This is a genomic window from Paenibacillus sp. FSL k6-2145 (assembly GCF_037976585.1).
In the GTDB taxonomy this organism is placed as follows: Bacteria; Bacillota; Bacilli; order Paenibacillales; family Paenibacillaceae; genus Paenibacillus.
Map to the genome: position 1 here is coordinate 2,236,142 of NZ_CP150267.1, position 21,645 is coordinate 2,257,786.

17 protein-coding genes are annotated in these 21,645 nt (G+C 47.1%); 13 read left to right on the forward strand and 4 right to left on the reverse strand.

Annotation, left to right across the window (positions count from 1 at the left end; translation table 11 throughout):
- Window positions 1-7: 7 nt before the first annotated feature.
- Window positions 8-1,999 (reverse strand): M1 family metallopeptidase, encoded by a 1,992-nt coding sequence (locus NZ043_RS09850; RefSeq protein ID WP_249913821.1) that lies wholly within the window; start codon window positions 1,997-1,999, stop codon window positions 8-10.
- Window positions 2,000-2,100: 101 nt separating this feature from the next.
- Between NZ043_RS09850 and NZ043_RS09855 the strand changes: the two genes are divergently transcribed.
- Complete coding sequence (locus NZ043_RS09855; RefSeq protein ID WP_091039209.1) at window positions 2,101-2,604, forward strand: YwhD family protein; 504 nt, start codon at window positions 2,101-2,103, stop codon at window positions 2,602-2,604.
- Between the two features lie 201 nt (window positions 2,605-2,805).
- Here NZ043_RS09855 and NZ043_RS09860 read toward each other — a convergent pair whose 3' ends face one another.
- Complete coding sequence (locus NZ043_RS09860; protein WP_133387530.1) at window positions 2,806-4,884, reverse strand: PBP1A family penicillin-binding protein; 2,079 nt, start codon at window positions 4,882-4,884, stop codon at window positions 2,806-2,808.
- A 412-nt stretch (window positions 4,885-5,296) separates the two neighbouring features.
- Here NZ043_RS09860 and speE point away from each other — a divergent pair, with 412 nt between their 5' ends.
- Both speE and speB read left to right on the forward strand, forming a co-directional pair.
- The gene (gene speE, locus NZ043_RS09865) at window positions 5,297-6,124 is read left to right on the forward strand and encodes a polyamine aminopropyltransferase (RefSeq protein ID WP_017691306.1); all 828 of its coding nucleotides are present in this window, start codon (window positions 5,297-5,299) and stop codon (window positions 6,122-6,124) included.
- 15 nt (window positions 6,125-6,139) lie between these two features.
- Window positions 6,140-7,009 (forward strand): agmatinase, encoded by an 870-nt coding sequence (gene speB / locus NZ043_RS09870; protein WP_017691305.1) that lies wholly within the window; start codon window positions 6,140-6,142, stop codon window positions 7,007-7,009.
- Between the two features lie 429 nt (window positions 7,010-7,438).
- Here speB and NZ043_RS09875 read toward each other — a convergent pair whose 3' ends face one another.
- Window positions 7,439-7,570, reverse strand: a complete 132-nt coding sequence (locus tag NZ043_RS09875; RefSeq protein ID WP_256332466.1) for a hypothetical protein — start codon at window positions 7,568-7,570, stop codon at window positions 7,439-7,441.
- A gap of 621 nt (window positions 7,571-8,191) precedes the next feature.
- Between NZ043_RS09875 and NZ043_RS09880 the strand changes: the two genes are divergently transcribed.
- From NZ043_RS09880 to argS, 5 genes are all read left to right on the forward strand, one after another.
- Window positions 8,192-9,376 carry a hypothetical protein gene (locus tag NZ043_RS09880; protein ID WP_133387529.1) on the forward strand — a complete coding sequence of 395 codons (1,185 nt, stop codon included), beginning with the start codon at window positions 8,192-8,194 and terminating at the stop codon, window positions 9,374-9,376.
- Window positions 9,377-9,594: 218 nt separating this feature from the next.
- Window positions 9,595-11,076 carry an alpha-N-arabinofuranosidase gene (locus NZ043_RS09885; protein ID WP_133387528.1) on the forward strand — a complete coding sequence of 494 codons (1,482 nt, stop codon included), beginning with the start codon at window positions 9,595-9,597 and terminating at the stop codon, window positions 11,074-11,076.
- Window positions 11,076-11,345: a DUF6171 family protein gene (locus tag NZ043_RS09890; protein ID WP_339311624.1), complete on the forward strand. Its 270-nt coding sequence runs from the start codon at window positions 11,076-11,078 to the stop codon at window positions 11,343-11,345. Before NZ043_RS09885 ends, NZ043_RS09890 begins: the two co-directional genes overlap by 1 nt.
- 265 nt (window positions 11,346-11,610) lie before the next feature.
- Window positions 11,611-12,036, forward strand: a complete 426-nt coding sequence (locus NZ043_RS09895; protein WP_017691299.1) for a DUF1934 domain-containing protein — start codon at window positions 11,611-11,613, stop codon at window positions 12,034-12,036.
- A complete protein-coding gene (gene argS / locus NZ043_RS09900; RefSeq protein WP_133387526.1) occupies window positions 12,033-13,712 on the forward strand; it encodes an arginine--tRNA ligase in 1,680 nt (559 codons plus the stop codon). The genes NZ043_RS09895 and argS overlap by 4 nt, the downstream gene beginning before the upstream one ends.
- Before the next feature lie 285 nt (window positions 13,713-13,997).
- On the opposite strand, the gene NZ043_RS09905 is transcribed toward argS, so the two are convergent.
- Window positions 13,998-15,152, reverse strand: a complete 1,155-nt coding sequence (locus tag NZ043_RS09905) for a S8 family peptidase (RefSeq protein ID WP_017691297.1) — start codon at window positions 15,150-15,152, stop codon at window positions 13,998-14,000.
- A gap of 461 nt (window positions 15,153-15,613) precedes the next feature.
- Between NZ043_RS09905 and rpoE the strand changes: the two genes are divergently transcribed.
- The 5 genes from rpoE to NZ043_RS09930 all read left to right on the forward strand — a co-directional run bounded on the left by rpoE (window position 15,614) and on the right by NZ043_RS09930 (window position 21,373).
- A complete protein-coding gene (gene rpoE / locus NZ043_RS09910) occupies window positions 15,614-16,183 on the forward strand; it encodes a DNA-directed RNA polymerase subunit delta (RefSeq protein ID WP_091039194.1) in 570 nt (189 codons plus the stop codon).
- Window positions 16,184-16,636: 453 nt separating this feature from the next.
- On the forward strand, window positions 16,637-18,241 hold the full coding sequence (locus NZ043_RS09915) for a CTP synthase (protein WP_076217010.1): 1,605 nt from the start codon (window positions 16,637-16,639) through the stop codon (window positions 18,239-18,241).
- 229 nt (window positions 18,242-18,470) lie between these two features.
- The gene (locus NZ043_RS09920; RefSeq protein ID WP_017691292.1) at window positions 18,471-18,857 is read left to right on the forward strand and encodes a response regulator; all 387 of its coding nucleotides are present in this window, start codon (window positions 18,471-18,473) and stop codon (window positions 18,855-18,857) included.
- A gap of 260 nt (window positions 18,858-19,117) precedes the next feature.
- Window positions 19,118-19,972, forward strand: coding sequence for a class II fructose-1,6-bisphosphate aldolase (fba, locus tag NZ043_RS09925; protein ID WP_133387525.1), 855 nt, complete (start codon window positions 19,118-19,120; stop codon window positions 19,970-19,972).
- Between the two features lie 147 nt (window positions 19,973-20,119).
- Window positions 20,120-21,373 (forward strand): UDP-N-acetylglucosamine 1-carboxyvinyltransferase, encoded by a 1,254-nt coding sequence (locus NZ043_RS09930; protein WP_017691290.1) that lies wholly within the window; start codon window positions 20,120-20,122, stop codon window positions 21,371-21,373.
- Window positions 21,374-21,645: the final 272 nt, after the last annotated feature.

The window sequence follows — 21,645 nt, forward strand, 5'->3', positions numbered from 1 at the left end:
TTCCACCTCACCATGACAGACCTCCGAATATGGCTTCTATTAGTTTGGTTACACTCATGCTCCAGCGGGACTTCGTCCGCTCATCCAGTCCGGATTTCAGGAAATTGTTCATATGGCGGTTCTCCAGCACGATCGAGTACAGGGGATCGGTCATGGCCCAGGATACGGGGGATGTGTGAGTTAATTTATAGGTGATGCGATCTTCTTTGCCATTCCATTGCTTGGTGAGGATATGTCCGTCTTCAAAAGCAATGCGAACAGGAACGGCGTTGTAATCACTCCCTTTTTTTGCGATCGTCACGGATGACTCGTACAATGTTTGACCGTCTTTCTGTACGGGCGTAACACGAATCTTCTCTACAGCAAAGTCAGCCATCCCGTTACCATAGACATATTGATCAAAATAATCAGACCAGGAAGTGCGGGTCACTTGTTCCACAACGTTCTGAAAATCAGCCGAAGTGGGATGTTTGAAGCGGTACTTCTTCACATAGGTAGAGAGAATGCGTTCCATCGTTTTCGCCCCGACTTGATGTTCGATCCCAAGCAATACAAGCTTGCCACGTGTATAGACATTGGCTGCATACTCATTCTGTGAATCAAACTTCCAAGATTCTTGTGTTAAGGATGACGGAGACGTAACCAGTCCCGATTGTACCGGCAGATTCGGAATCAATCCGTATTCCTGCTCCATCAGTTTGTCTTCTGCATAAGAGGTGAACCCCTCATCCAGCCAGGCTTCCTCGAATTCGTTGCTGGCAACCATGCCGTAGAAGTACTGGTGTCCGATCTCGTGGACTACGGTACGTTCCAGGTCATAACCTGGGGTAGTATCATCGGCTCCAAAGGCCGTAACTAGCGTAGGGTATTCCATACCTCCAGCACCGTTCCCCGCTTTGGGTGGAACTACGATGGATAAGGTTGCGTAAGGATATGGGCCAAACCATTTGCTATAATTGGCTAGTGCGGCCTTCGCGGCGTAGAAATAACGTTCTTTCAGATCCTGATGAGCAGGGTCCAAATATAACTTGATTCGTACACCAGGCACATTGGGTGCAGAGAAGGGTTCCTCGGCGTAGACAAAATCCGGTGAAGCTGCCCAGGCGAAATCATGCACATCATCGGCATAGAATTGATAGACCTTTTCTCCGTTCTTCACCACGGCTTGTTGCGTCGGAAATCCGGTAGCAGCAACTTTGTATGTTTCAGGCACCCGAATACGCACACTATATATACCGAAGTCGGCGTAAAACTCTGAATTGCCATGGTATTGGTGCAGATTCCAGCCTTCCGTTGTTCGTCCACGCCTGCCCACAGGTTCATAGGCACTTAATTTGGGAAACCATTGACCAGCCATGACAAAATCATCAGCAGTTCCCATCCGGGCAAAAATCTTTGGCAGATTCACTTCGAATCGGGTGTGGAGTGTAATACTTTCCCCGCCTTTGACCGGTTTGGGTAAACGTACTTTAATGAGGGTGGTGTCCTTGATATTTCCGTCATCTGGTTGCACATACTGCATCCGGTGCAGCAGAGAGAGCCCGTCCTCCGTTTTCATTTCGGTAATGTTCATGGAGCCATAACCATTGGTAGGCATGACATCACCCCGAAGCTTTCCACCGGATTCCTTCATAAAGGTGGTGTCAGCAGAAGAGAAGGCGTTGGGGTACATATGAAAGTAAAGCTCGCTGACGGTTTTTTTGCCTGGATGAGTCCAGGTGATCGTCTGAGTCCCTTCCAATACGTTTCCTTCGACCAGCTTCACATCCATGTGATATTCCACAACACGGTTGCTGTACACTTCGGCTGTAGGGGTCTGTACACTTTCTGGAGGTGCTGGGGTTGGAGCTATTGCCTTGGGCTTGCCCGATTCGGGGGCGAGTACTGGCAATTCTGAATGAGTTGAGCGATTATAACCCAGAGTGATCCATATCCCTCCGGCAAGTACACACAGGGCCAGGGATGCAGTGAGCCAGCTCTTGGCGCGTCGTGGAATCATCGTTAAATACCTCCCGTTGACAAGCATCTACAGCATGTATATGTTTGCAATGGGACAATTATTAGTTAAAATATTTGTATCAACCCTTGGAGGCTATAAACATGGACCAAAACGAGCAAAACGGCAAAAAACAGATTGCCTTGAATATCGTTAGTGCAAAAAGCAAGCATAAAGGCTTCGGTGCAGGCTCCATTGATCTGAATAACCTTTCCCCGGTCATTATTGATAATGGCGAAGCCAAAATCGATATCGGTGCGATGCATGCGAAAAGCAAAGTGGAACGCAATATCAAGTTCTCTACCAATCGTGAAGATGTGCCCAACGGACGCCAGGTATGGCTGGTGTGGGTAGCTGTCGATCGCACGGAGGAAGGCCAACTGTATGGTGGAGCAACGGCATGTGAGATGTGGATTGATACGGAAGCAAGACGTGGATGGAAACTGCTGGCGGAACATGTGAATCGCATGGATTATGCCTTGAAGCGTCGCTTCATGCTGGATGAGCTTGGACCTGAAGCTCGAGCTGCACTTAAGACACTGCTGATCTCACACAACGAAGACTGGTGGAATGCTTCTCCAGATGTATTGAAGGAAGCACTCGCCTAAGGCAGATCATTTTCAACAAAGTATAAAAGAAAAAAAGCAAAAGGCCCCTTGACCGGAAAGTTCGGCTGGGGGTCTTTTGCTTGTGTATCAACAGTATTCATTGATCTGAATAAATATGAGTTTTCATCCGAAGTGAATATTTCAAATGTCCAATATAACCAGCGGTTAAAGGTGACGCAACTAAGTCATCGCGCATTTGCGTCATTCTACCCACCAACGTTTGAAATCTCCCCACCAGGAATGTTTCTCTTCCTGTATGCCTTGTTGATTCTGTACCTGACGAGTCTTATCATCTTCTCCAGAATCCGAATCATCCGTCGTACCATGACATACCTCAGTCGGTTCAGTACCATCAATAAAAACTTCCAGCCGTTTCTCTTCACAACCGTTGCCTGCCAGCTTGCCGGATTCCGGGTCGATATAGACACTTACGACATGATCAGGCACGGTGAAAATTTTGGGTGGTACGCTCGCAAGTGCCTGCTCTGTGAACTGGGCAAAGATCGGAGCCGCCCGGCGGCCATCCGAAGTTGAGATGGCTTTGCCTTGGTCGTACCCAACCCATACCGCGGTGGAGAGCTCCGGTGTGAATCCAACGAGCCAGGCATCCGTATTGGTCGTTCCCGTCTTTCCGGCAACCGGACGTTTGATCGCGGCAGATACCCGGTTACCCGTTCCCCCATTTTCGAAGACGCTTTCCATCAAACGAGTCAGGACATAAGCTGCTGCAGGTTCCACCACGGTCTCAGCCTTCGTCTGTGGCGATTCATAGAGTACACGTCCTGCGGCATCTGTTACTTGCAGAATGGCGACAGGTGGCGTCCGTTGTCCACCAGCAGCAATGACGGAAAAGGCCGACGCCATCTCCAGCGGGCTGACAGGTGACGTTCCCAGTGCAAGAGAAGGTACGGCACTCAGGTTGCTTGTAATGCCAAGGTTTTTTGCCATACTCACAACCTGCTCAGGACCGATCTGCATAATGGTGTTCACCGCATAGATATTGTCTGAAGCGGCGATCGCCTGTCTTAGATCAATCTCACCCAGATACTTGTCTCCAAAGTTGCCGGGTTTATAGGTTTTGCGGTCATTGTCATAGTGAAACAGGGTAGGTTCACTGTTAAATATGGATGCACTGGTGAGCTGCTTGGATTCCAGGGCTGCCAGATACATAATGGGTTTAAACGCCGAACCTGGCTGGCGCGTTGTCGCCAGTACATGGTTAATCTGATTGGTGCGATAATTCTTGCCGCCTACCATGGCTTTGATGTAGCCTGTACGAGGGTCGATGGACACGAGGGCCGTCTCCAGCTCGCTTTTGGCATCCATACCCTTGGCTATGGCGTCTTCAGCTGCTTTTTGCACACGCAGATCCAGGGTGGTGTAGATATTCAATCCCCCATGATCCAGCATCGCTTCACTGATTCCCAGTTCTTTGATGGCCAGATTACGGATATAATCGCGGAAATACGGTGCACTTTCCACCGTTTTACGCTCACTTTCCGGTTTGAACGTAAGCATTTTCTCATAAGCTTTATCTGCTTCGGCCTGGGTGATCTTGCCGATATCAGCCATGGCATTCAGCACAATCTTCTGTCGGTCTTTGGCATTCTTCATATGATTATAGGGTGAGTAGTAGGTCGGTCCTTTTGGAATTCCTGCCAGCATGGCGCTCTCTGCGAGATCCAGCTGTTTGGCTGATTTGCCAAAATACATTCGCGAAGCTGCTTCGATTCCGTACGCACCATGCCCATAATAGATTTCATTCAGATACATCTGCAAAATTTCATCTTTGCTATATTTCATCTCCAATTGCGCCGTGTACATGGCTTCCTTGGCTTTGCGAGTCCATGTTTTCTCATGAGATAGATACAGGTTACGCGCCAGCTGTTGAGTCAATGTACTCGCGCCCTGCGACATCTGCATATGTTCCAGGTTAACGAGCACAGCTCGTCCCATCCCTTGAACGTCAAAACCGTAGTGATTATAGAATTTGCGGTCCTCTACAGCCAGAGTGGCATTGACCAGATCTGGAGCGATATCTTCCAGTTGAACGGGTACAGAGTCTTTGCCACCTGCGGAGAAGGTAGCGATGACTTCACCTTGACTGTCCAGTAATCTGGAATTCCGATCAGAGTCTGCTAGGGGCAGGCTGGTTGCGTATAGATAGACCAATCCTGCAGCGGTAGCAAGTATGGCGAGCACGGCGAGCAGAGACAGGTTTTTAAACAATTTTCGTACACGGAACCCGCGTTTGCGGGTCTTTTGATTTGGCTTGGTCATGGAACGGGCTCCTCTCTTTTCTTCCAGTATGGGACTTGATTGGCAGGGATATTCAATCGGGTGCATAAGCAAACAAAATGTAGCATTTTCGCCTTGAAAACCGTTTTGCAGTATAAACGTCAATCGCGTATAATGCAAAAGGGTAATGAAAAGGTAAGATTCGGCACAAGATACTAAAGCGCGTAAGGACGAACAGACGAATGGTAATTGATTCATTGATTAGTCAGACGCTCTGCACGCTCTGGTCAATTTAATCTATATAATGAAGTGAACCACGGACCTTTCCCGCAGGCCAGCAATTATAACGCGATATGGCGCCGAACGCTGGACGTGCTTGGGCGAACCGATTATAGTGCACAGCACTTGTTCGGGTATGGCTGATCATTAACTTTACGGAAAGAAGGTAGAGATTATGGAATTGTGGTTTACGGAGAAACAGACCCCGGTATTCGGGATCACCGCGAAGATTAAGCAGACCTATGTTACAGAGAAAACGGATTTTCAAGATTTGGCCATGGTAGAGACCGAAGAATTCGGTAACATGTTGCTTCTTGATGGCATGGTGATGACGACTGTAAAAGACGAATTCGTATATCACGAAATGGCGGCACACCCTGCGCTGAACACTCACCCGAATCCGAAAAAAGTTCTGGTTGTCGGTGGCGGCGATGGCGGAGTCATTCGTGAAGTCATTAAACATGCTGCTGTAGAAAAAGCAGTTCTCGTCGAAATTGACGGTAAAGTCATTGAATACTCTAAAAAATATTTGCCTGAAATCGCCGGCAAGTTGGACGAGCCTAATGTTGAAGTGCTTGTAAACGACGGCTACATGCATATTATTGAACATAAAAATGAATACGATGTGATTATCGTAGACTCCACGGAGCCTGTAGGCCCGGCTGCTCCATTGTTTGAGCGTGGTTTCTACCAAGGCATCTACGAAGCGCTCAAAGAAGACGGAATCTTCGTTGCCCAAACGGACAACCCTTGGTTCAAGGCAGATCTGATCCAGAAGGTGAACAAAGACGTCAAAGAAATCTTCCCGATCGTACATGTGTACGGCTGTAATATTCCAACCTATCCAAGTGGTTTGTGGACATTCACCATGGGTAGCAAGAAACATGACCCGCTCGAAGTGGATGAGACTCAAATCCCGGAGATGGATACCAAGTATTACTCTCCGCGTCTGCACAAAGCAGCATTTGTACTTCCTAAATTCGTGGAAGATTTAACGAAATAAAAGGGGAAATCATTAATGAAACTGGATCAAGCTTATTCAGGAAACGTATTTATTTGCAGCTCTGAGGATTATGAGAACTCCAAAGCGGTTATCTATGGCATGCCGATGGATTACACCGTCAGCTTCCGTCCGGGTTCCCGTTTCGGCCCATCTCATATCCGTCAGGCATCGGTTGGACTTGAAGAGTACAGCCCATATCTCGACAAAAGTATTGTAGACATGACATACTTTGACGCTGGAGACCTGCTCTTGCCTTTCGGTAACGCGGGACGCAGCCTTGAGGTAATCCATGAATACATCGGCAGTCTGCTCGCTGACGACAAATTCCCAGTTGGTCTCGGTGGAGAGCATCTGGTTACTTGGCCAGTCATCCAACAGATGTACAAGAAATACCCGGATCTTATCCTGATTCATATTGATGCACACGCTGACCTTCGTGAAAACTATGAAGGCGAGCCATTGTCCCACTCCACACCAGTGCGTAAAGCAGCTGAGTTGATGGGTGGCCAAAACATCTATCAGTTCGGTATCCGTTCCGGTTCCCGTGAGGAGTTCCAGTACGGTCGCGAGAACATCAACTTCTATCCATTTGAAGTGGCGGCTCCGATGAAGGAAGCTCTTCCCAAGATGGGAAACCGTCCGGTGTATGTGACCATCGACATCGATGTGCTTGATCCGTCAGCAGCACCAGGAACAGGTACAGCAGAAGCGGGCGGCATTACGTCCAAGGAACTGCTGGAAGCCATTCATATGATTGCAGGATCTGATGTAAATGTAGTTGGTTGTGACTTGGTTGAAGTTGCACCAATCTATGATCCAACACAACAGACACAGATTGTAGCTGCGAAGCTGATCCGTGAAATGCTGCTTGGATTCGTGAAATAATCACAGAATAATCGATAAGTATAACGCTCTCTGTCTGCGCGGGTTCAACTTTGCGCAGGGGAGGGCGTTTTTTATTACTAACGTTTATCCCTGTGTCCTCAACTATTCCAGCTTAAGGAACGGACTGGATGATAGAGCCAAAATTATGCTGCCAAACAAATAACGAAGTTAAATTTAGTTGAGCTAAATTAACTTAATTTAACTTTTATGCAGAGCTGTGCTATACTGACTACATAAGTATTCAGTAGTATATTAATTGATATATTACATTCGTGAAGTATATGGTGATCGGGTTCGGTCATATACTAAAAAAGAGTCTTCACCGCGTCAACGGTAAAGACTCTTAGGACCCGAAAGGCTGTGGATTGCCACGGCGCGCATGAACTAAATAATGCTATTCAAGCGAAACCCACCGTCAGGCGTCCAACCTTATGAGGTGGGTTTTCGCTTGCTACGAAACTTTTTGCGCAACCAACGGTAAAGCTTTCGCCCACTCAGTACAATACTGAGGGTCGCAGCAATCCATCGGATTACATCAAGCAACGCCACAAGTTTGACCATCGACGTCACCCCCTTCGGGAAGCTGCGCCGTGGTCTGGAAAACATCCACCGATATTCAAAAGTCCATAACATGAATTATAGCACGTATGTTCCCCTTTCTCTACCATTTATTTCATGTGTTTGTATGGACTCTCCTCTTACGCAGATATCGTGCCTTGGTATGACTCTATCTTAATATTTGTGTATAATATGGAAATAGAGGAAGGTGAATGTGAATGCGTGTGATTCGGACTCAATTGAGTATGTATCCCAGATGGCTAACTGCAGTTTTTATATTGTTTGTCATCAATTTTGTATTAGCAGTGACGATATTTCTCAACTTCACTTTGATGGTGGCTGATCTGGCCATGCTTTTTGCTGCATATAGTATTCGAGAATATAAATACAACAAAATATATTTTAGTTTATGCCTTTTATTAAGTATCAGTTTTGTTATCCTTGCTGTTGTGACGTATCCCATTTAACTTAGAGTACACAATGTTTGGTGATGAACCACCCTTGCCTACATGATCCAATCATGGGTAAAGGTGGTTTTTATCTTGCGGAATTGTCATCGGGGTTAATCAGATTGTTACGTTAGAACCATCATATTTGGGTAAAACCATAGAAGGAGGTGTTACGATGACAACCAAGAGTACAATGACATGGAAACGGATTGGTGCACTCGCATTATCGTTAACGCTGGCTTGGGGGATGGGTCCGGTACATACGCTATCAGGTGCTAACGCCGCCTCACAGGCATGTGGAAAGGGAGATTATGGACTATCTGCTACATTGAAAAAGGGCAGCGGTGTGGAAGAACAACACCTGCAATTTACTGACATTGATTTTCTTAATGATACGACTGGACGAGCTGGGGGTGAGGGCTTCCTGATCGGCACCTCGAATGCAGGATGTACGTGGCAGTCCATATATACCGGGCAGTGGCAATTCACACAGCTTGATTTTCCGAATAATGTGAACGGATATGCGCTGGCGCGAGTCAAGGATTCACCTGCTACCTATCTGATCCGTACCAAAGATGGGGGATCGCACTGGACGCGGCTTGATACGCCGGGCATTCAATTCAAGCGAATCGATTTTCGCAATAAAGATGTAGGTTATGGTTACACCTATAATGGTGCATATCAGACGAAGGATGGCGGGGTAACCTGGAGTAAAATGAATACACCTGCCAACACGCGTGCAGCTGCCTTTGCAACAGAGAAACAAGGGTATGCCGTCGTGGTTGTACCTGGATCGGGATACCATCTGAAGCAAACGAGTGATGGCGGCAAAAACTGGACCACCTCTCTTCGAGTTGTCTCAGACACATGGAGCGGAGCAGATCTGTATGCACATGGCCAGCAAGTATGGGCCCTTCTGTATGGTGATGCAGGCATGGCCCAACAATCCTACTCCCTCTATGCGAGCGGTAATCAAGGCAAGAACTGGACCCAAGTATTTGCGCAATCCACAGCAGGGGGAGGTCCTGCACCAGGTACAAATAGTACAGGCAAAGGAAACGGACCAGCCAACCCGGGCGGTCATCCCGGCAACATGGCGTTGATTGGCAATCAGACGGCTTATCTGTCTGCAGGTTCACCCGCAGCTGGCAAAGTGGGTATTGGACGTTCTTATGATACAGGTTCCACGTGGAAAAATATTGACCTGAAAGATCCGGGGTACAGTTCCCGTATCTCGTTCCCATCGGCCAAGACGGGTTGGCTCGTAGTAACAAGTGATAACTCTCCTGCGATCTATCAGACTATAGATGGTGGAACGACGTGGACACAAAAAATGTTGTTGCCTTCAGATCAGGATTAAGTAGCCTGTTATTCTGAAATAATAACCCGGCAAATCCAAATTAGAAATGAATAAAAATCAATTTGGTAAGTCTCTGCATGAATTTCTATAACAAACAGGCCTTTTCCTAATCAATTACACAGGAAGAGGCTTGTTTGTCTAGAAATAAAAACGGTTGAAACCTACTCTAAAACGAGTTATTGTAAGCGATAACAATATAATTTATGGGGGTTGAAATCATGGTTGATGTTATTTTAAAGGCGGATTCAGATCAAGGATTAATAAATCGCAATATATATGGTCACTTTTCCGAACACTTGGGACGTTGTATTTATGAGGGGCTGTGGGTAGGGGAAGATTCACCTATTCCGAATACGGATGGGATTCGAAATGATGTATTAACGGCCTTGCAGAAGCTTAATATTCCAGTACTTCGCTGGCCAGGCGGTTGTTTTGCCGATGAATATCACTGGAAAGATGGTGTAGGTCCGAAGAGTGAGCGTGCTCGTATGATCAATACACATTGGGGCGGAGTGGAAGAGAACAATCACTTTGGCACGCATGAATTCTTGAGATTATGTGAGTTGCTCGGCACGGAGCCATATATTAGTGGCAACCTGGGTAGCGGTACAGTGCAGGAGATGCAGGAATGGGTGGAGTACATCACGTTTGACGGCGAATCCCCGATGGCGAACTGGCGTAAGAGTAACGGTAGGGAAGAACCGTGGAAAATGAAGTATTTTGGCGTGGGAAATGAGAACTGGGGATGCGGCGGCAATATGCGTCCTGAATATTATGCGGATGAATATCGCCGGTATGCTACATATGTACGTAACTATTCCGGGAACGAGATTTATAAAATCGCTTGTGGACCCAACGAAGGCAACTATGAATGGATGGAAGTCCTGATGCGGGAGGCTGCTCGCTTTATGGATGGGATTAGTCTTCATTATTACACCATCCCTACAGGAGAGTGGAATGATAAAGGCGCAGCCACAGGATTTGGTGAGGCTGAATGGTTCACTACCTTGAAAAAGACGCTACATATGGAAGAGTTGCTGGTGAAACACTCTGAAATCATGGACAAATATGATCCAGAGGGCAGAGTCGGCATTATTGTGGATGAATGGGGTACGTGGTATAACGTTGAGCCGGGAACCAATCCAGGATTCCTGTATCAACAAAATACGATGCGGGACGCTGTGCTTGCAGGCGTTAACCTGAATATTTTCAACCAACATAATAAACGGGTACACATGGCGAATCTTGCACAGATCGTCAACGTGCTTCAATCACTTGTTCTCACGGAAGGGGATAAAATGCTCCTGACACCTACGTATCATGTATTTGATATGTATCAGGTTCATATGGATGCGCAGCGACTGGATTTGAATTATGAAAGCCCTGGATACACCTTCGGAGAAGACACCATTCCTCAGCTCAGCTTGTCAGCCTCCCGTAACAAGGATGGGGTCATTCATGTGACAGCTTGTAATCTGAGTCACACCGATGAGTTGGAAGTTGTGTGTCAGCTGGACGCAGCTCAAGCGGCTAAAGTAACCGGGCAGATTCTGCACCATACTAATTTTGGTGCATTCAATACCTTTGAACAGCCGAATCATGTTCAGCCTGCGGCGTGGGAGGGACTCACACTGGAGAATAACACTTTGCGTTTTGTTCTTCCTCCAGCATCGGTTGGGGTCATCGCTGTCGAGGGTTAATGATGAAAAGGCAGGAACCTTGCAAGGGCTGTAATGATCAGTACGATGTGAAGATTAGCGATGCCAAAATGGCCAGACTTGTGGAGATTGCCTCACGCTCGCGTGAGACGGTACAGGATGAGGAATATGAACGTCGGCTATCCATCTGCTCTGCTTGTCCGGGGTTGCAATATGGCACAACTTGTCGGCATTGTGGTTGTCTCGTACAGGTGCGAGCGAAGCTGAGTGAGTCGACATGTCCTTTTCCTTATGAATCGCAATGGGCCTGATCGGATGAACGAATCTTATTATAATGAAGCAAAAGGGAGTTGCACTTTACAGGTGCGGCTCTTCTTTTTTGGCTTGATGAGGAAAAAACTCTGAATTTGGATTTGAATTGAGCGAGGGAACTGGATATAGTTATACAGTAGAGTGTAGGATAGCGAGCTATCCGGGAATATGAGCGCGTATAGCGACACAACAATACGGGAAGGGCTGTTCTCACCAGCCGTGCCTGATTTTGCGTCGCCTCGAATATAATGGAGGTTAACATTCATGTCGAACATGCGACCGGTACACATCCGGCTGCACAGCCGTTATGAAGGTGAAGATGTGCTGCAGGAAATGCAGGGTGAAGCCGTGTTAAAAGGGTCTGTTCTTTATGTTCGTTATGAAGAACCGCAGGTTGGACCTGAGGGAGGTACAACCCGTACAACATTGAAGCTGGGCGGACAATCCATCAAGATTATACGTCATGGTGAGGTGGAATCGGAGCAGACTTTTGAGTTGAATCGGAAGCTTCCTGGTTTCTACCGATCACCATACATGTCGTTTGCCCTGTCCACGCATACACAGAAGCTGGAACTTTCCATTCAGGGATTGAGCGCACGCGCAGCGTGGAGCTACGACTTTTACCGCTTTGATGAAGAATCCGGACATTTCGCGATTAGTTTGCATATACAGGAGGAACCAATTTCATGACACGTAATCCACTAGATACGATTAACGAACGGGTAAGTACGGCCATCGGCAACGCCATTGTGGCGGCCGGAATTGTTACGCAGGACGAATTGCCAGCCATCACATTGGAAGTGCCGCGTGAGAAGTCACACGGGGACTTGGCGACCAATGCTGCCATGCAGCTGACCAAGATTGCCAAGCGCAATCCGCGTCAGATTGCTGAAGAGATCATTGCCAATCTGAATCTCGCTGAAGCCGGAATCGAGAAGGCTGAGATTGCGGGCCCAGGATTCATTAACTTCAAATTGGACAAGAGTTACCTTTATCCAGTACTTGCGCTTGTGCAGGAGCAGGGTAAAGATTACGGAAGAATTAACATCGGAGAAGGACGCAAAGTCGAGATGGAGTTTGTCAGTGCCAACCCGACAGGCAGCCTGCATCTGGGCCATGCCCGTGGAGCAGCTGTAGGTGATGCGCTATGTAACATCCTTGATTACGCAGGATATGATGTAACCCGTGAATACTACATTAATGATGCAGGTAATCAGGTGTTTAATCTGGCTCGTTCCATTGAAGCTCGTTATCTGCAAGAGCTGGGTCAGGATGCTGAGATGCCTGAAGATGGTTATCACGGTGAAGATATTAAAGGATTCGCCAAGCAGCTTGTTGCTGAAAAGGGTGACGAATTGCTGTCCATGCATCCGGGTGACCGTGCGGCTTATTTCCGTGACTTCGGCCTGGAGAAGGAACTGGACAAGATCAAACGTGACTTGAATCGCTTCCGTGTTAACTTTGATATCTGGTTCAGCGAAACTTCCCTGTATGACAATGGAGAAGTTCTGCGAGTACTTGATGAATTGCGTGACCGCAATGAAATCTATGAGCAAGATGGGGCAACTTGGTTGAAAACGATGCAGTATGGTGACGACAAAGAACGTGTATTGATCAAGAACGATGGCACCTATACTTACCTGACGCCAGATATTGCTTATCACCGCGACAAATATGCTCGTGGATACGACACGATGATTAACATCTGGGGTGCCGATCACCATGGATATATTCCACGGATGAAAGCCGCGATGCAAGCACTGGGTAATGACCCTGAGAAACTGGTGGTCTTGATTGCACAGATGGTGAGCTTGTTCCAGAACGGTGAAAAAGTGAAGATGTCCAAGCGTACAGGTAAAGCTGTAACAATGGAAGACCTAATGGATGAAGTCGGCATTGATGCCATCCGTTACTTCTTCACAATGCGCAGCATGGACTCCCATCTGGACTTTGACATGGACCTTGCGATTTCGACATCCAATGAGAATCCGGTATTCTACGTGCAATACGCGCATGCACGTGTATGCAGCGTATACCGTCAGGCTGAAGAACAAGGTATTGAACTGCTGCCACTGGCACAGATTGACCTGTCCAAGCTGACAACAGAGCACGAGTATGACCTTCTCCGCAAAATGGGAGAGCTGCCTGAGGAAATCTCGGCAGCAGCAACAGGATATGCGCCACATCGTATCATCCGTTATGTATACGAGCTGGCATCCCTGTTCCACAGCTACTACCGTGCAGAACGTGTTATTACGGAAGACGCGCAGCAAACTCAAGCACGTCTGGCACTGATCGGTGCTGTGCGTACCGTTATCGCAACGGCACTTCGTCTGGTAGGCGTAACAGCTCCTGACAAAATGTAAATTCCAGGCTCGCGGCCTACCGCAGCTCTGCCTAAGGCAAAAAGTCTCCATGTCCACGTTGAGTATCTTCAACGTGGTACATGGAGACTTTTTTTGTTGTGTACCCGGAGCTGAAGAAAACGAAATGCCTGGTCCAAGGTACACCAGCCTGCCCTTACATCACAGCGGGCGTAACCTAGTGTCTCAGCCGCTACGTAATACTCCCTCATGCGTACTGCCTGGGTCGGGCTACTGCGTTTCGCCACGAGCCTCAATCATGTTCTGCTGTCCGCTTGCAGAGCTGGCTCACTCCCCGCCCTCCTGCATTAGCTTTAGGGCATCAATCTCACCACCGCGGACCTTGCTTTTTGCGGTGGTGGTCTTGCGGGCGCGCAGCGGGATCGTAGCACGTTTGACGAGTGTCTTGATTTCACTCGGGGACAACCCCGGATGTTTTGAGAGCAGCAAGGCGATAGCGCCACTCACATGGGACGTCGCCATGGATGTGCCGCTCATCTCGTGATGCTTGCCTTGTACCCAAGAGGAGACGATTTTATCACCGGGTGCATAGACATCCACATATGCGCCTCGATTGCTGAAGGACGCAATACGTCTGTTTTTGTCGGTTGCCCCAACAGATATGGTCTGGGGATACCGTGCAGGATAATCAATGCTGCGGCGTTTGCCGTCATTCCCTGACGAAGCAACGATAACGATTCCAGCATGGTATGCACGATTGACAACGTCAAGAAGCGCCTTGCTGCGTGTTTTCATGCCAAAGCTCATATTGATGATATCGACCTTGTTACGTACACACCAGTCGATGCCAAGTACAATGTCGGACACATATGCCGATCCGTTGTGGTCAAATGCTTTCACCGGATAGATCAGGGAGCGTGGAGCTACACCAATCATGCCTGCGGTGCTGTTGGCTGCGGCGATAGTCCCTGCAATGTGGGTACCGTGTCCGTTATCATCATGAGGAAGCAGGCTACGGTTTAACAGATTGATTCCGCGTGCCAGGGAATAACGAAGATCAGGATGGTGATAATCAGCACCTGTATCAATCACACCGATTTTAATCCGGTGTCCGGTAGACACAGACCATACTTTGGGCGCCCGAATCTGCTTCACTCCCCAAGGTATGCCTTGAGCATTGCTCGGTTTGCTGTGGAGTGCGGTGGCATGAAGGGAGATAGGTACGTCTGCTTCAATCGTAATTTCATCCCCATAGCGGTATAGGTCCTCCGGGCGTTGGACTGGAGCGATAATGGAACGAGCCAGTCGCGAGGAACGGACAGCCCCAAGGTCGGTGAATTCATTCCGCATTCGAGACAATTCTACGAGACAGGCCTCGTACTGCTGCGGTTTGGCAAATCGGATCAAGTATCGCCCTCCCTGTTCTGGTTCAGGGCGTCGCATTCCGTCAATCAATTGATGCAATAAACCAGTATAGTCCATAATGGGCAGCCCCCTTCGGGATGAACATGCTGAGGTATTCTATGAATGCGCTCATCCCGCCGCATGGGGAACTTGCCCTTTTTTTACAAAAACACATTCTCTTCGTGTCAAAACGGGCGCAGGGACATATGATGGATGGAGAGCTAGAGGGCTCTTGCGGGGAACCTGGTGAGGAGTAATCCTCCAAGGGTATACAGTCAGAAGGCGGAGGGGACTCCGTCTTTTTTATTATGGAGTTGTCTCTTTGGCAAAGAGGATATTCTTGTGGGTTCGATGTCACTTCACGTTTAATATATGGACATATTGTTGCTGCTCTCCGCATTTGCGTCACATCCGTACATAAAAACTTGCTTTTTAACGCTAAATAGGTTTTACTTAGGTTTGTTAATGGATATGTTATACGTAACAGTCCAGTTCGTAGGGGTTAAAAAGTGAATTTTGTGTGAGAGGAAGTGTCTGCAGTGAGTACCTCGCTCAATTTGAAAATTGATAAAGAAAAGGTAAAAGAGATCCCTTTGGTGGACCTTGCCTTTATGGTGCTGAAAGCGGCTAATACGCCGTATTACTATCGTGACTTGATGAATGAGGTAGCGAAGCAGCGCGGAATGACTGATGAAGAAATCAACGAGTTTATCGCCCAGCTATATACCGAGATTAATATCGATGGCCGTTTTGCTTGCGTCGGTACAAGTCTGTGGGGCTTGAAGCGCTGGTATCCGGTAGCTGGAACAGAAGATTCCATGACGGGTGCGAAGCGTCCGCGTATCATCAACGATGAAGACGATGATCTGGAAGATGAAGACTTCGGTGAAGAAGAAGACAGCTATAACAGCGATGAAGACTTCGACAGCCCGGATAAAGACGAAGATGAAGACGAAGAAGATGAAGACGAAGACGACATCTTTGACGAAGAAGACAGCGAAGAAGAAGTGCTGGTTGAAGATGACGATCTGGAAGATGAAGACCTCGAAGAAGACGAAGAAGAGTCCGAAAACGAGGATGAATTTGACGACGATTCTGATAATCGGTAGTCATTTTTGACGTCTATAATTTACCCGTTTCCCCGGAATAGTCAGCCTTGACAGCAGACGGGGTAACGGGTAAACTATTGCATGGGCTTATGAATGAGCGACAATATATTTATGTTTTTTATAGAAGGTGCCCCGTCCTGCGGGAGTACTTTTTTTTGTATTTTTAGAGGCATAATTTTGCAAAATGATTTCTTTTCCGTATGCTCCCGGCCAACATTTCGTGGCCCGTTTTTGTATATCAAAAACACCAAATGGAATGAAGGCTACCGGAATATTTGCACCATTTTTTGCTGTAGAACAACGTGTATTTAAACCGTCTTCGCAGAAAGAGCAGTTCGCAGATGCAGGGAATTTCTGCCATTGCTCTTTTTAACGATGATTACCTGGGAAACAGGTTACGATAACACCATATATCGCCTGAATTTCTGTACTTATATTAGGAGGGTAATAACAGTGACAAAGTATATTTTCGTGACGGGCGGAGTTGTGTCCTCCCTGGGCAAAGGGATTACGGCTGCTTCTCTGGGCAGATTGCTGAAAAACAGAGGGCTTAAGGTAACGATCCAGAAATTTGATCCATATATTAACATCGACCCGGGAACAATGAGTCCTTATCAGCACGGCGAGGTTTTTGTAACGGATGATGGCGCGGAAACGGATCTGGACCTTGGCCACTATGAACGTTTTATTGATATCAATCTCTCCAAAAACAGCAACGTCACGACTGGTAAAGTATACTCTTCCGTCATCAGCAAAGAGCGGCGCGGGGAATATCTGGGCGGAACGGTACAAGTTATTCCACACATTACGAACGAGATCAAAGAGCGTGTATTCCGCGCTGGACGTGAAGCGGGTTCGGATGTGGTTATTACGGAAATTGGTGGAACAGTGGGCGACATTGAGAGTTTGCCTTTCCTGGAAGCTATCCGTCAGATCAAGAGTGATGTAGGTCGCGACAATGTGATGTACATCCACGTAACACTTATTCCTTATATCAAAGCAGCTGGTGAAGTGAAAACAAAACCAACGCAACATAGTGTTAAGGAATTACGCAGCATTGGTATTCAACCGAATGTGATTGTATGCCGTACGGAGTATGAATTGTCTAAAGATATGAAAGCCAAGATCGCCCTCTTCTGCGACATTGATGAGAATGCCGTGGTTGAATGTCGTGATGCAGACACCTTGTATCAAGTACCTCTGAACCTGCGTGAAGAAGGCTTGGATGAGATCGTGGTAAATCACCTGAAACTGACTACTCCTGCACCGGATATGAGCGAGTGGGAAGGGCTGGTTGACCGGATCAACAAGTTGGAGCATACAGTTGAGATCGCTATTGTTGGTAAATATGTAGCGTTGCATGATGCATACCTGAGTGTTGTGGAGTCGTTGTCTCATGCAGGATTTGCATCCAATGCTGATGTGAAAATCCGCTGGGTTCCTTCTGAAGATATTACGGATGAGAATGTAGGCGACCTGTTACATGGTATTGGCGGTATCCTTGTTCCTGGTGGATTCGGAGATCGTGGTATTGAAGGTAAAGTATCGGCAATTCGTTATGCTCGTGAGAAACAAATTCCGTTCTTCGGTATTTGCCTGGGTATGCAGGTTTCCGTTATTGAATATGCACGTTCCATCGTTGGTTTGAATGGTGCGAACAGCTCCGAGATTAATCCGGCTACCGAATTCCCTGTGATCGATCTGTTGCCTGAGCAAAAAGATATCGAGAATCTGGGTGGCACGATGCGTCTGGGTCTGTATCCTTGTAAGCTTCAGGAAGGTTCTTTGGCGATGGCTTGTTATGATGACGAGCTGGTGTATGAGAGACACCGTCACCGGTATGAGTTCAACAATGAATACCGTGAAACGATCGAAAAAGCAGGACTGGTTATCTCGGGTACATCCCCGGATGGACGTCTGGTTGAGATCGTGGAACTTCCAGGACACCCATGGTTCCTGGCGGTACAATTCCATCCGGAATTCACTTCCCGTCCGAACCGTCCGCAACCATTGTTCCGTGAGTTTGTAAAAGCTTCTCTGGAGAATGCGCAGAAGTAATACATGGTTTTAGTGTTAACGTAATAGATATTGGGGATGTTCCTGGCAACCATAGCGGATGCCAGAACATCCCTTTTTTTTGTGTAAAAAGCAGATGGAAATGCTTTTTGTCATTTTGTGAAGGTAGCAGGATTTTAATGGAAGAGGTAGAATACTTATCATGACGACTATGGGATAGTTATCCAGATTCGATGATGTGCATGCTTTCCTAATTCTAGGAGGTTACAGAGTGGAAGATAAAAAAGTTTTGATTGTTGATGACCAGAATGGTATTCGAATCCTGTTAATGGAAGTGTTCAGCAGTGAGGGGTATAACACGTTTCAAGCACCCAACGGCAAGGTTGCTCTGGAGATTGTGAATAATGACAAGCCTGACCTGGTATTGCTCGATATGAAGATTCCTGGGATGGACGGTCTGGAAATCCTGAAGCATATTAAAGAAATTGATCCGGGTATCAAGGTGATCATGATGACCGCTTATGGTGAACTGGACATGATTAAGGAAGCCACGGATCTCGGAGCGCTCATGCATTTTACGAAACCGTTTGATATCGACGAGATGCGAGTGGCTGTGAATATGCAACTTCGTAATGGTACTGCCAATAAATGCAGCTGAATCCTGTTGATACAGGATTTTTTTGCGTGTAGAGAACATAGATAGTACTTGGTGGGAAAATGGGGTATTTCACTCCTTCATCCGGGGAATATTGGAAATGGGCAAGTTATAAAGCGGTGTCTATGAAAACTGTGCTGCAAAGCACAGCATTTTTGCAAATGCTTGTTTAGTATTTGACATGGGATGTGGTATAATAAGCCCGTATGTGATTTCGGCTAAAAACCATAGACACAACCCAAACCCCTAGGAGGATTGAAACCATGCCATTAGTATCTATGACAGACATGTTGAACAAAGCACTTGAAGGAAAATATGCAGTTGGTCAATACAACATCAATAACCTTGAGTGGACTCAAGCGATTCTTGGTGCTGCTGAAGAAGAAAAATCCCCAGTAATCCTGGGCGTATCCGAAGGCGCAGCGCGTCACATGGGCGGCTTCTACACTGTAGTTAAAATGGTAGAAGGACTCATTCACGACATGAAAATCTCCGTACCAGTTGCTATTCACCTGGACCACGGTTCAAGCTTCGACAAATGTAAAGAAGCGATCGATGCTGGATTTACATCCGTTATGATCGACGGTTCCCACCACTCTATCGATGAAAACATCGAAATGACTAAAAAAGTTGTAGAATATGCACACGCTAAAGGCGTTTCTGTAGAAGCTGAAGTAGGTACTGTAGGCGGACAAGAAGACGACGTTATCGGCGGAATCATGTACGCTGACCTGAACGAGTGTATCCGTATCGTTAAAGAAACAGGTATCGACACATTGGCACCTGCTCTTGGTTCTGTACACGGTCCTTACCATGGCGAGCCTAATCTGGGCTTCAAAGAAATGGAAGAAGTTCGTGACGCGGTACAAGTTCCACTCGTATTGCACGGTGGTACAGGTATTCCTAAACACGACATCGACAAAGCCATTTCCCTGGGTACATCCAAAATCAACGTAAACACAGAGAACCAAATTGCTTTCTCCAAAGTGGTTCGTGAAGTGCTTGCAGCTAAACCAGATGCTTACGATCCACGTACATTCATCGTACCAGGCCGTGAAGCAATCAAAGAAACCGTTAAAGGTAAAATCCGCGAGTTTGGTTCTAACAACAAAGCGTAATTTAACTTTACCAGTTCCATACTGTGAAATGGAAAAACACCGCCTAGCCGGTGTCTTTCCATTTTCACACCTTATTTCTACATCGGAAGCCAACAGCACGTATTGCCGTTCATCGGCTGCAAAACACGTAGGGGGACATTAAGCTTTATGGAAAAATTGATGATTAGTGGCGGACGTCCGTTACAGGGAACTGTAACTATAAGCGGCGCCAAGAACAGCGCCATTGCGCTTATTCCTGCAGCATTGCTTGCCGAGTCAGAAGTCGTGTTGGACAACCTGCCGCTTTTGAGTGACGTGGCGGTTTATGCAGAAATTTTGGAGGAACTCGGAGCACGTGTGACTTGGGAAGGCAGTCAGATGAAGATTGACCCTTCTGACATCAAATCCATTCCTATGCCGAATGGTCCCGTGAAGAAGCTTCGCGCTTCGTATTATATGATGGGTGCATTGCTAGGGCGTTTCAAAGAAGCGACCATAGGTTTACCAGGGGGCTGTAATTTTGAGCCTCGTCCAATTGATCAACATATCAAAGGTTTTGAAGCGCTTGGCGCAACCGTAACAAACGAACATGGCTCCATTCATTTGCATGCCAAAGAGCTACGCGGAGCAAAGATCTATCTTGATGTAAGCAGTGTCGGCGCAACCATTAATATCATGCTGGCGGCTACTCGTGCCAAAGGCTCTACAATTATCGAAAACGCGGCTAAAGAGCCTGAGATTATAGATGTAGCAACACTTCTGAATTCCATGGGTGCCAGCATTAAGGGTGCAGGTACCGAAACGATCCGTATTGAAGGGGTCTCGGAGCTTAAAGGCTGCCGTCATTCCATTATTCCGGACCGTATCCAAGCAGGTACGTATATGATCGCTGCAGCGGCGACGCGCGGAGATGTTCTGATTGACAATGTGATTCCCAAACATCTGGAGGCTTTAACGGCAAAGCTGCTGGAGATGGGTGTTGGCATTGAAGAGTTAGATGAAAGTATACGTGTCATTGGTAAACCAAGTTATAACCACGTGGATGTGAAGGCACTTGTATATCCTGGTTTCCCAACGGATCTACAGTCACCAATGACCAGTGTTTTAACACAGGCAACCGGTGTGAGTGTCCTGAGCGACTTTGTATACAGTAATCGATTCAAGCATGTGCCTGAGTTGGTGCGGATGGGCGCAAAGATTCGAGTAGAAGGACGGTCAGCGATTATTGAAGGCAGTGCATTAAACGCGGCCAAAGTAAAAGCATCCGATCTTCGCGCTGGAGCAGCGCTGGTGATTGCAGGTCTCACCGTCAGTGAAGGTGTGACTGAAGTGACGGGGGTCGAATATATTGACCGCGGTTATGATCATCTGGTGACTAATCTGCGTCTGCTCGGTGCCGATGTATGGCGGGAAACTGATTAATAGGAAGCATTATGCATGATTCAGTCATACACATGTTTATTTTAACTGAACTGCATATCTTTTTGATAATTAGGTAAACCTGTTTTAATAGAGTTCTCAGTCTCTCCGGCATAAGACGAAATGTTTCTGTTTCCTTTACCGGAGGGTCTTTTTTTGAATTAAACTTCATATGGCTGTAAGAACATCATTTCTCATCCCCAACCCCCGGTTTTGTTTGAACTGCGCTCCATAGCCGGTCTATCCGGACTGATCGCCTCCATGCATCGTTCACT

Coding starts and splice junctions, on each gene's coding strand:
- NZ043_RS09885 (WP_133387528.1), top strand. CDS start 9,595: ATGGTTGATGTTATTTTAAAGGCGGATTCAGATCAAGGATTAATAAAT.
- fba (WP_133387525.1), top strand. CDS start 19,118: ATGCCATTAGTATCTATGACAGACATGTTGAACAAAGCACTTGAAGGA.
- NZ043_RS09905 (WP_017691297.1), bottom strand. CDS start 15,152: ATGGACTATACTGGTTTATTGCATCAATTGATTGACGGAATGCGACGC.
- NZ043_RS09895 (WP_017691299.1), top strand. CDS start 11,611: ATGTCGAACATGCGACCGGTACACATCCGGCTGCACAGCCGTTATGAA.
- NZ043_RS09855 (WP_091039209.1), top strand. CDS start 2,101: ATGGACCAAAACGAGCAAAACGGCAAAAAACAGATTGCCTTGAATATC.
- NZ043_RS09875 (WP_256332466.1), bottom strand. CDS start 7,570: ATGGTCAAACTTGTGGCGTTGCTTGATGTAATCCGATGGATTGCTGCG.
- NZ043_RS09850 (WP_249913821.1), bottom strand. CDS start 1,999: ATGATTCCACGACGCGCCAAGAGCTGGCTCACTGCATCCCTGGCCCTG.
- NZ043_RS09930 (WP_017691290.1), top strand. CDS start 20,120: ATGGAAAAATTGATGATTAGTGGCGGACGTCCGTTACAGGGAACTGTA.
- NZ043_RS09890 (WP_339311624.1), top strand. CDS start 11,076: ATGATGAAAAGGCAGGAACCTTGCAAGGGCTGTAATGATCAGTACGAT.
- argS (WP_133387526.1), top strand. CDS start 12,033: ATGACACGTAATCCACTAGATACGATTAACGAACGGGTAAGTACGGCC.
- speB (WP_017691305.1), top strand. CDS start 6,140: ATGAAACTGGATCAAGCTTATTCAGGAAACGTATTTATTTGCAGCTCT.
- NZ043_RS09880 (WP_133387529.1), top strand. CDS start 8,192: ATGACAACCAAGAGTACAATGACATGGAAACGGATTGGTGCACTCGCA.
- NZ043_RS09860 (WP_133387530.1), bottom strand. CDS start 4,884: ATGACCAAGCCAAATCAAAAGACCCGCAAACGCGGGTTCCGTGTACGA.
- speE (WP_017691306.1), top strand. CDS start 5,297: ATGGAATTGTGGTTTACGGAGAAACAGACCCCGGTATTCGGGATCACC.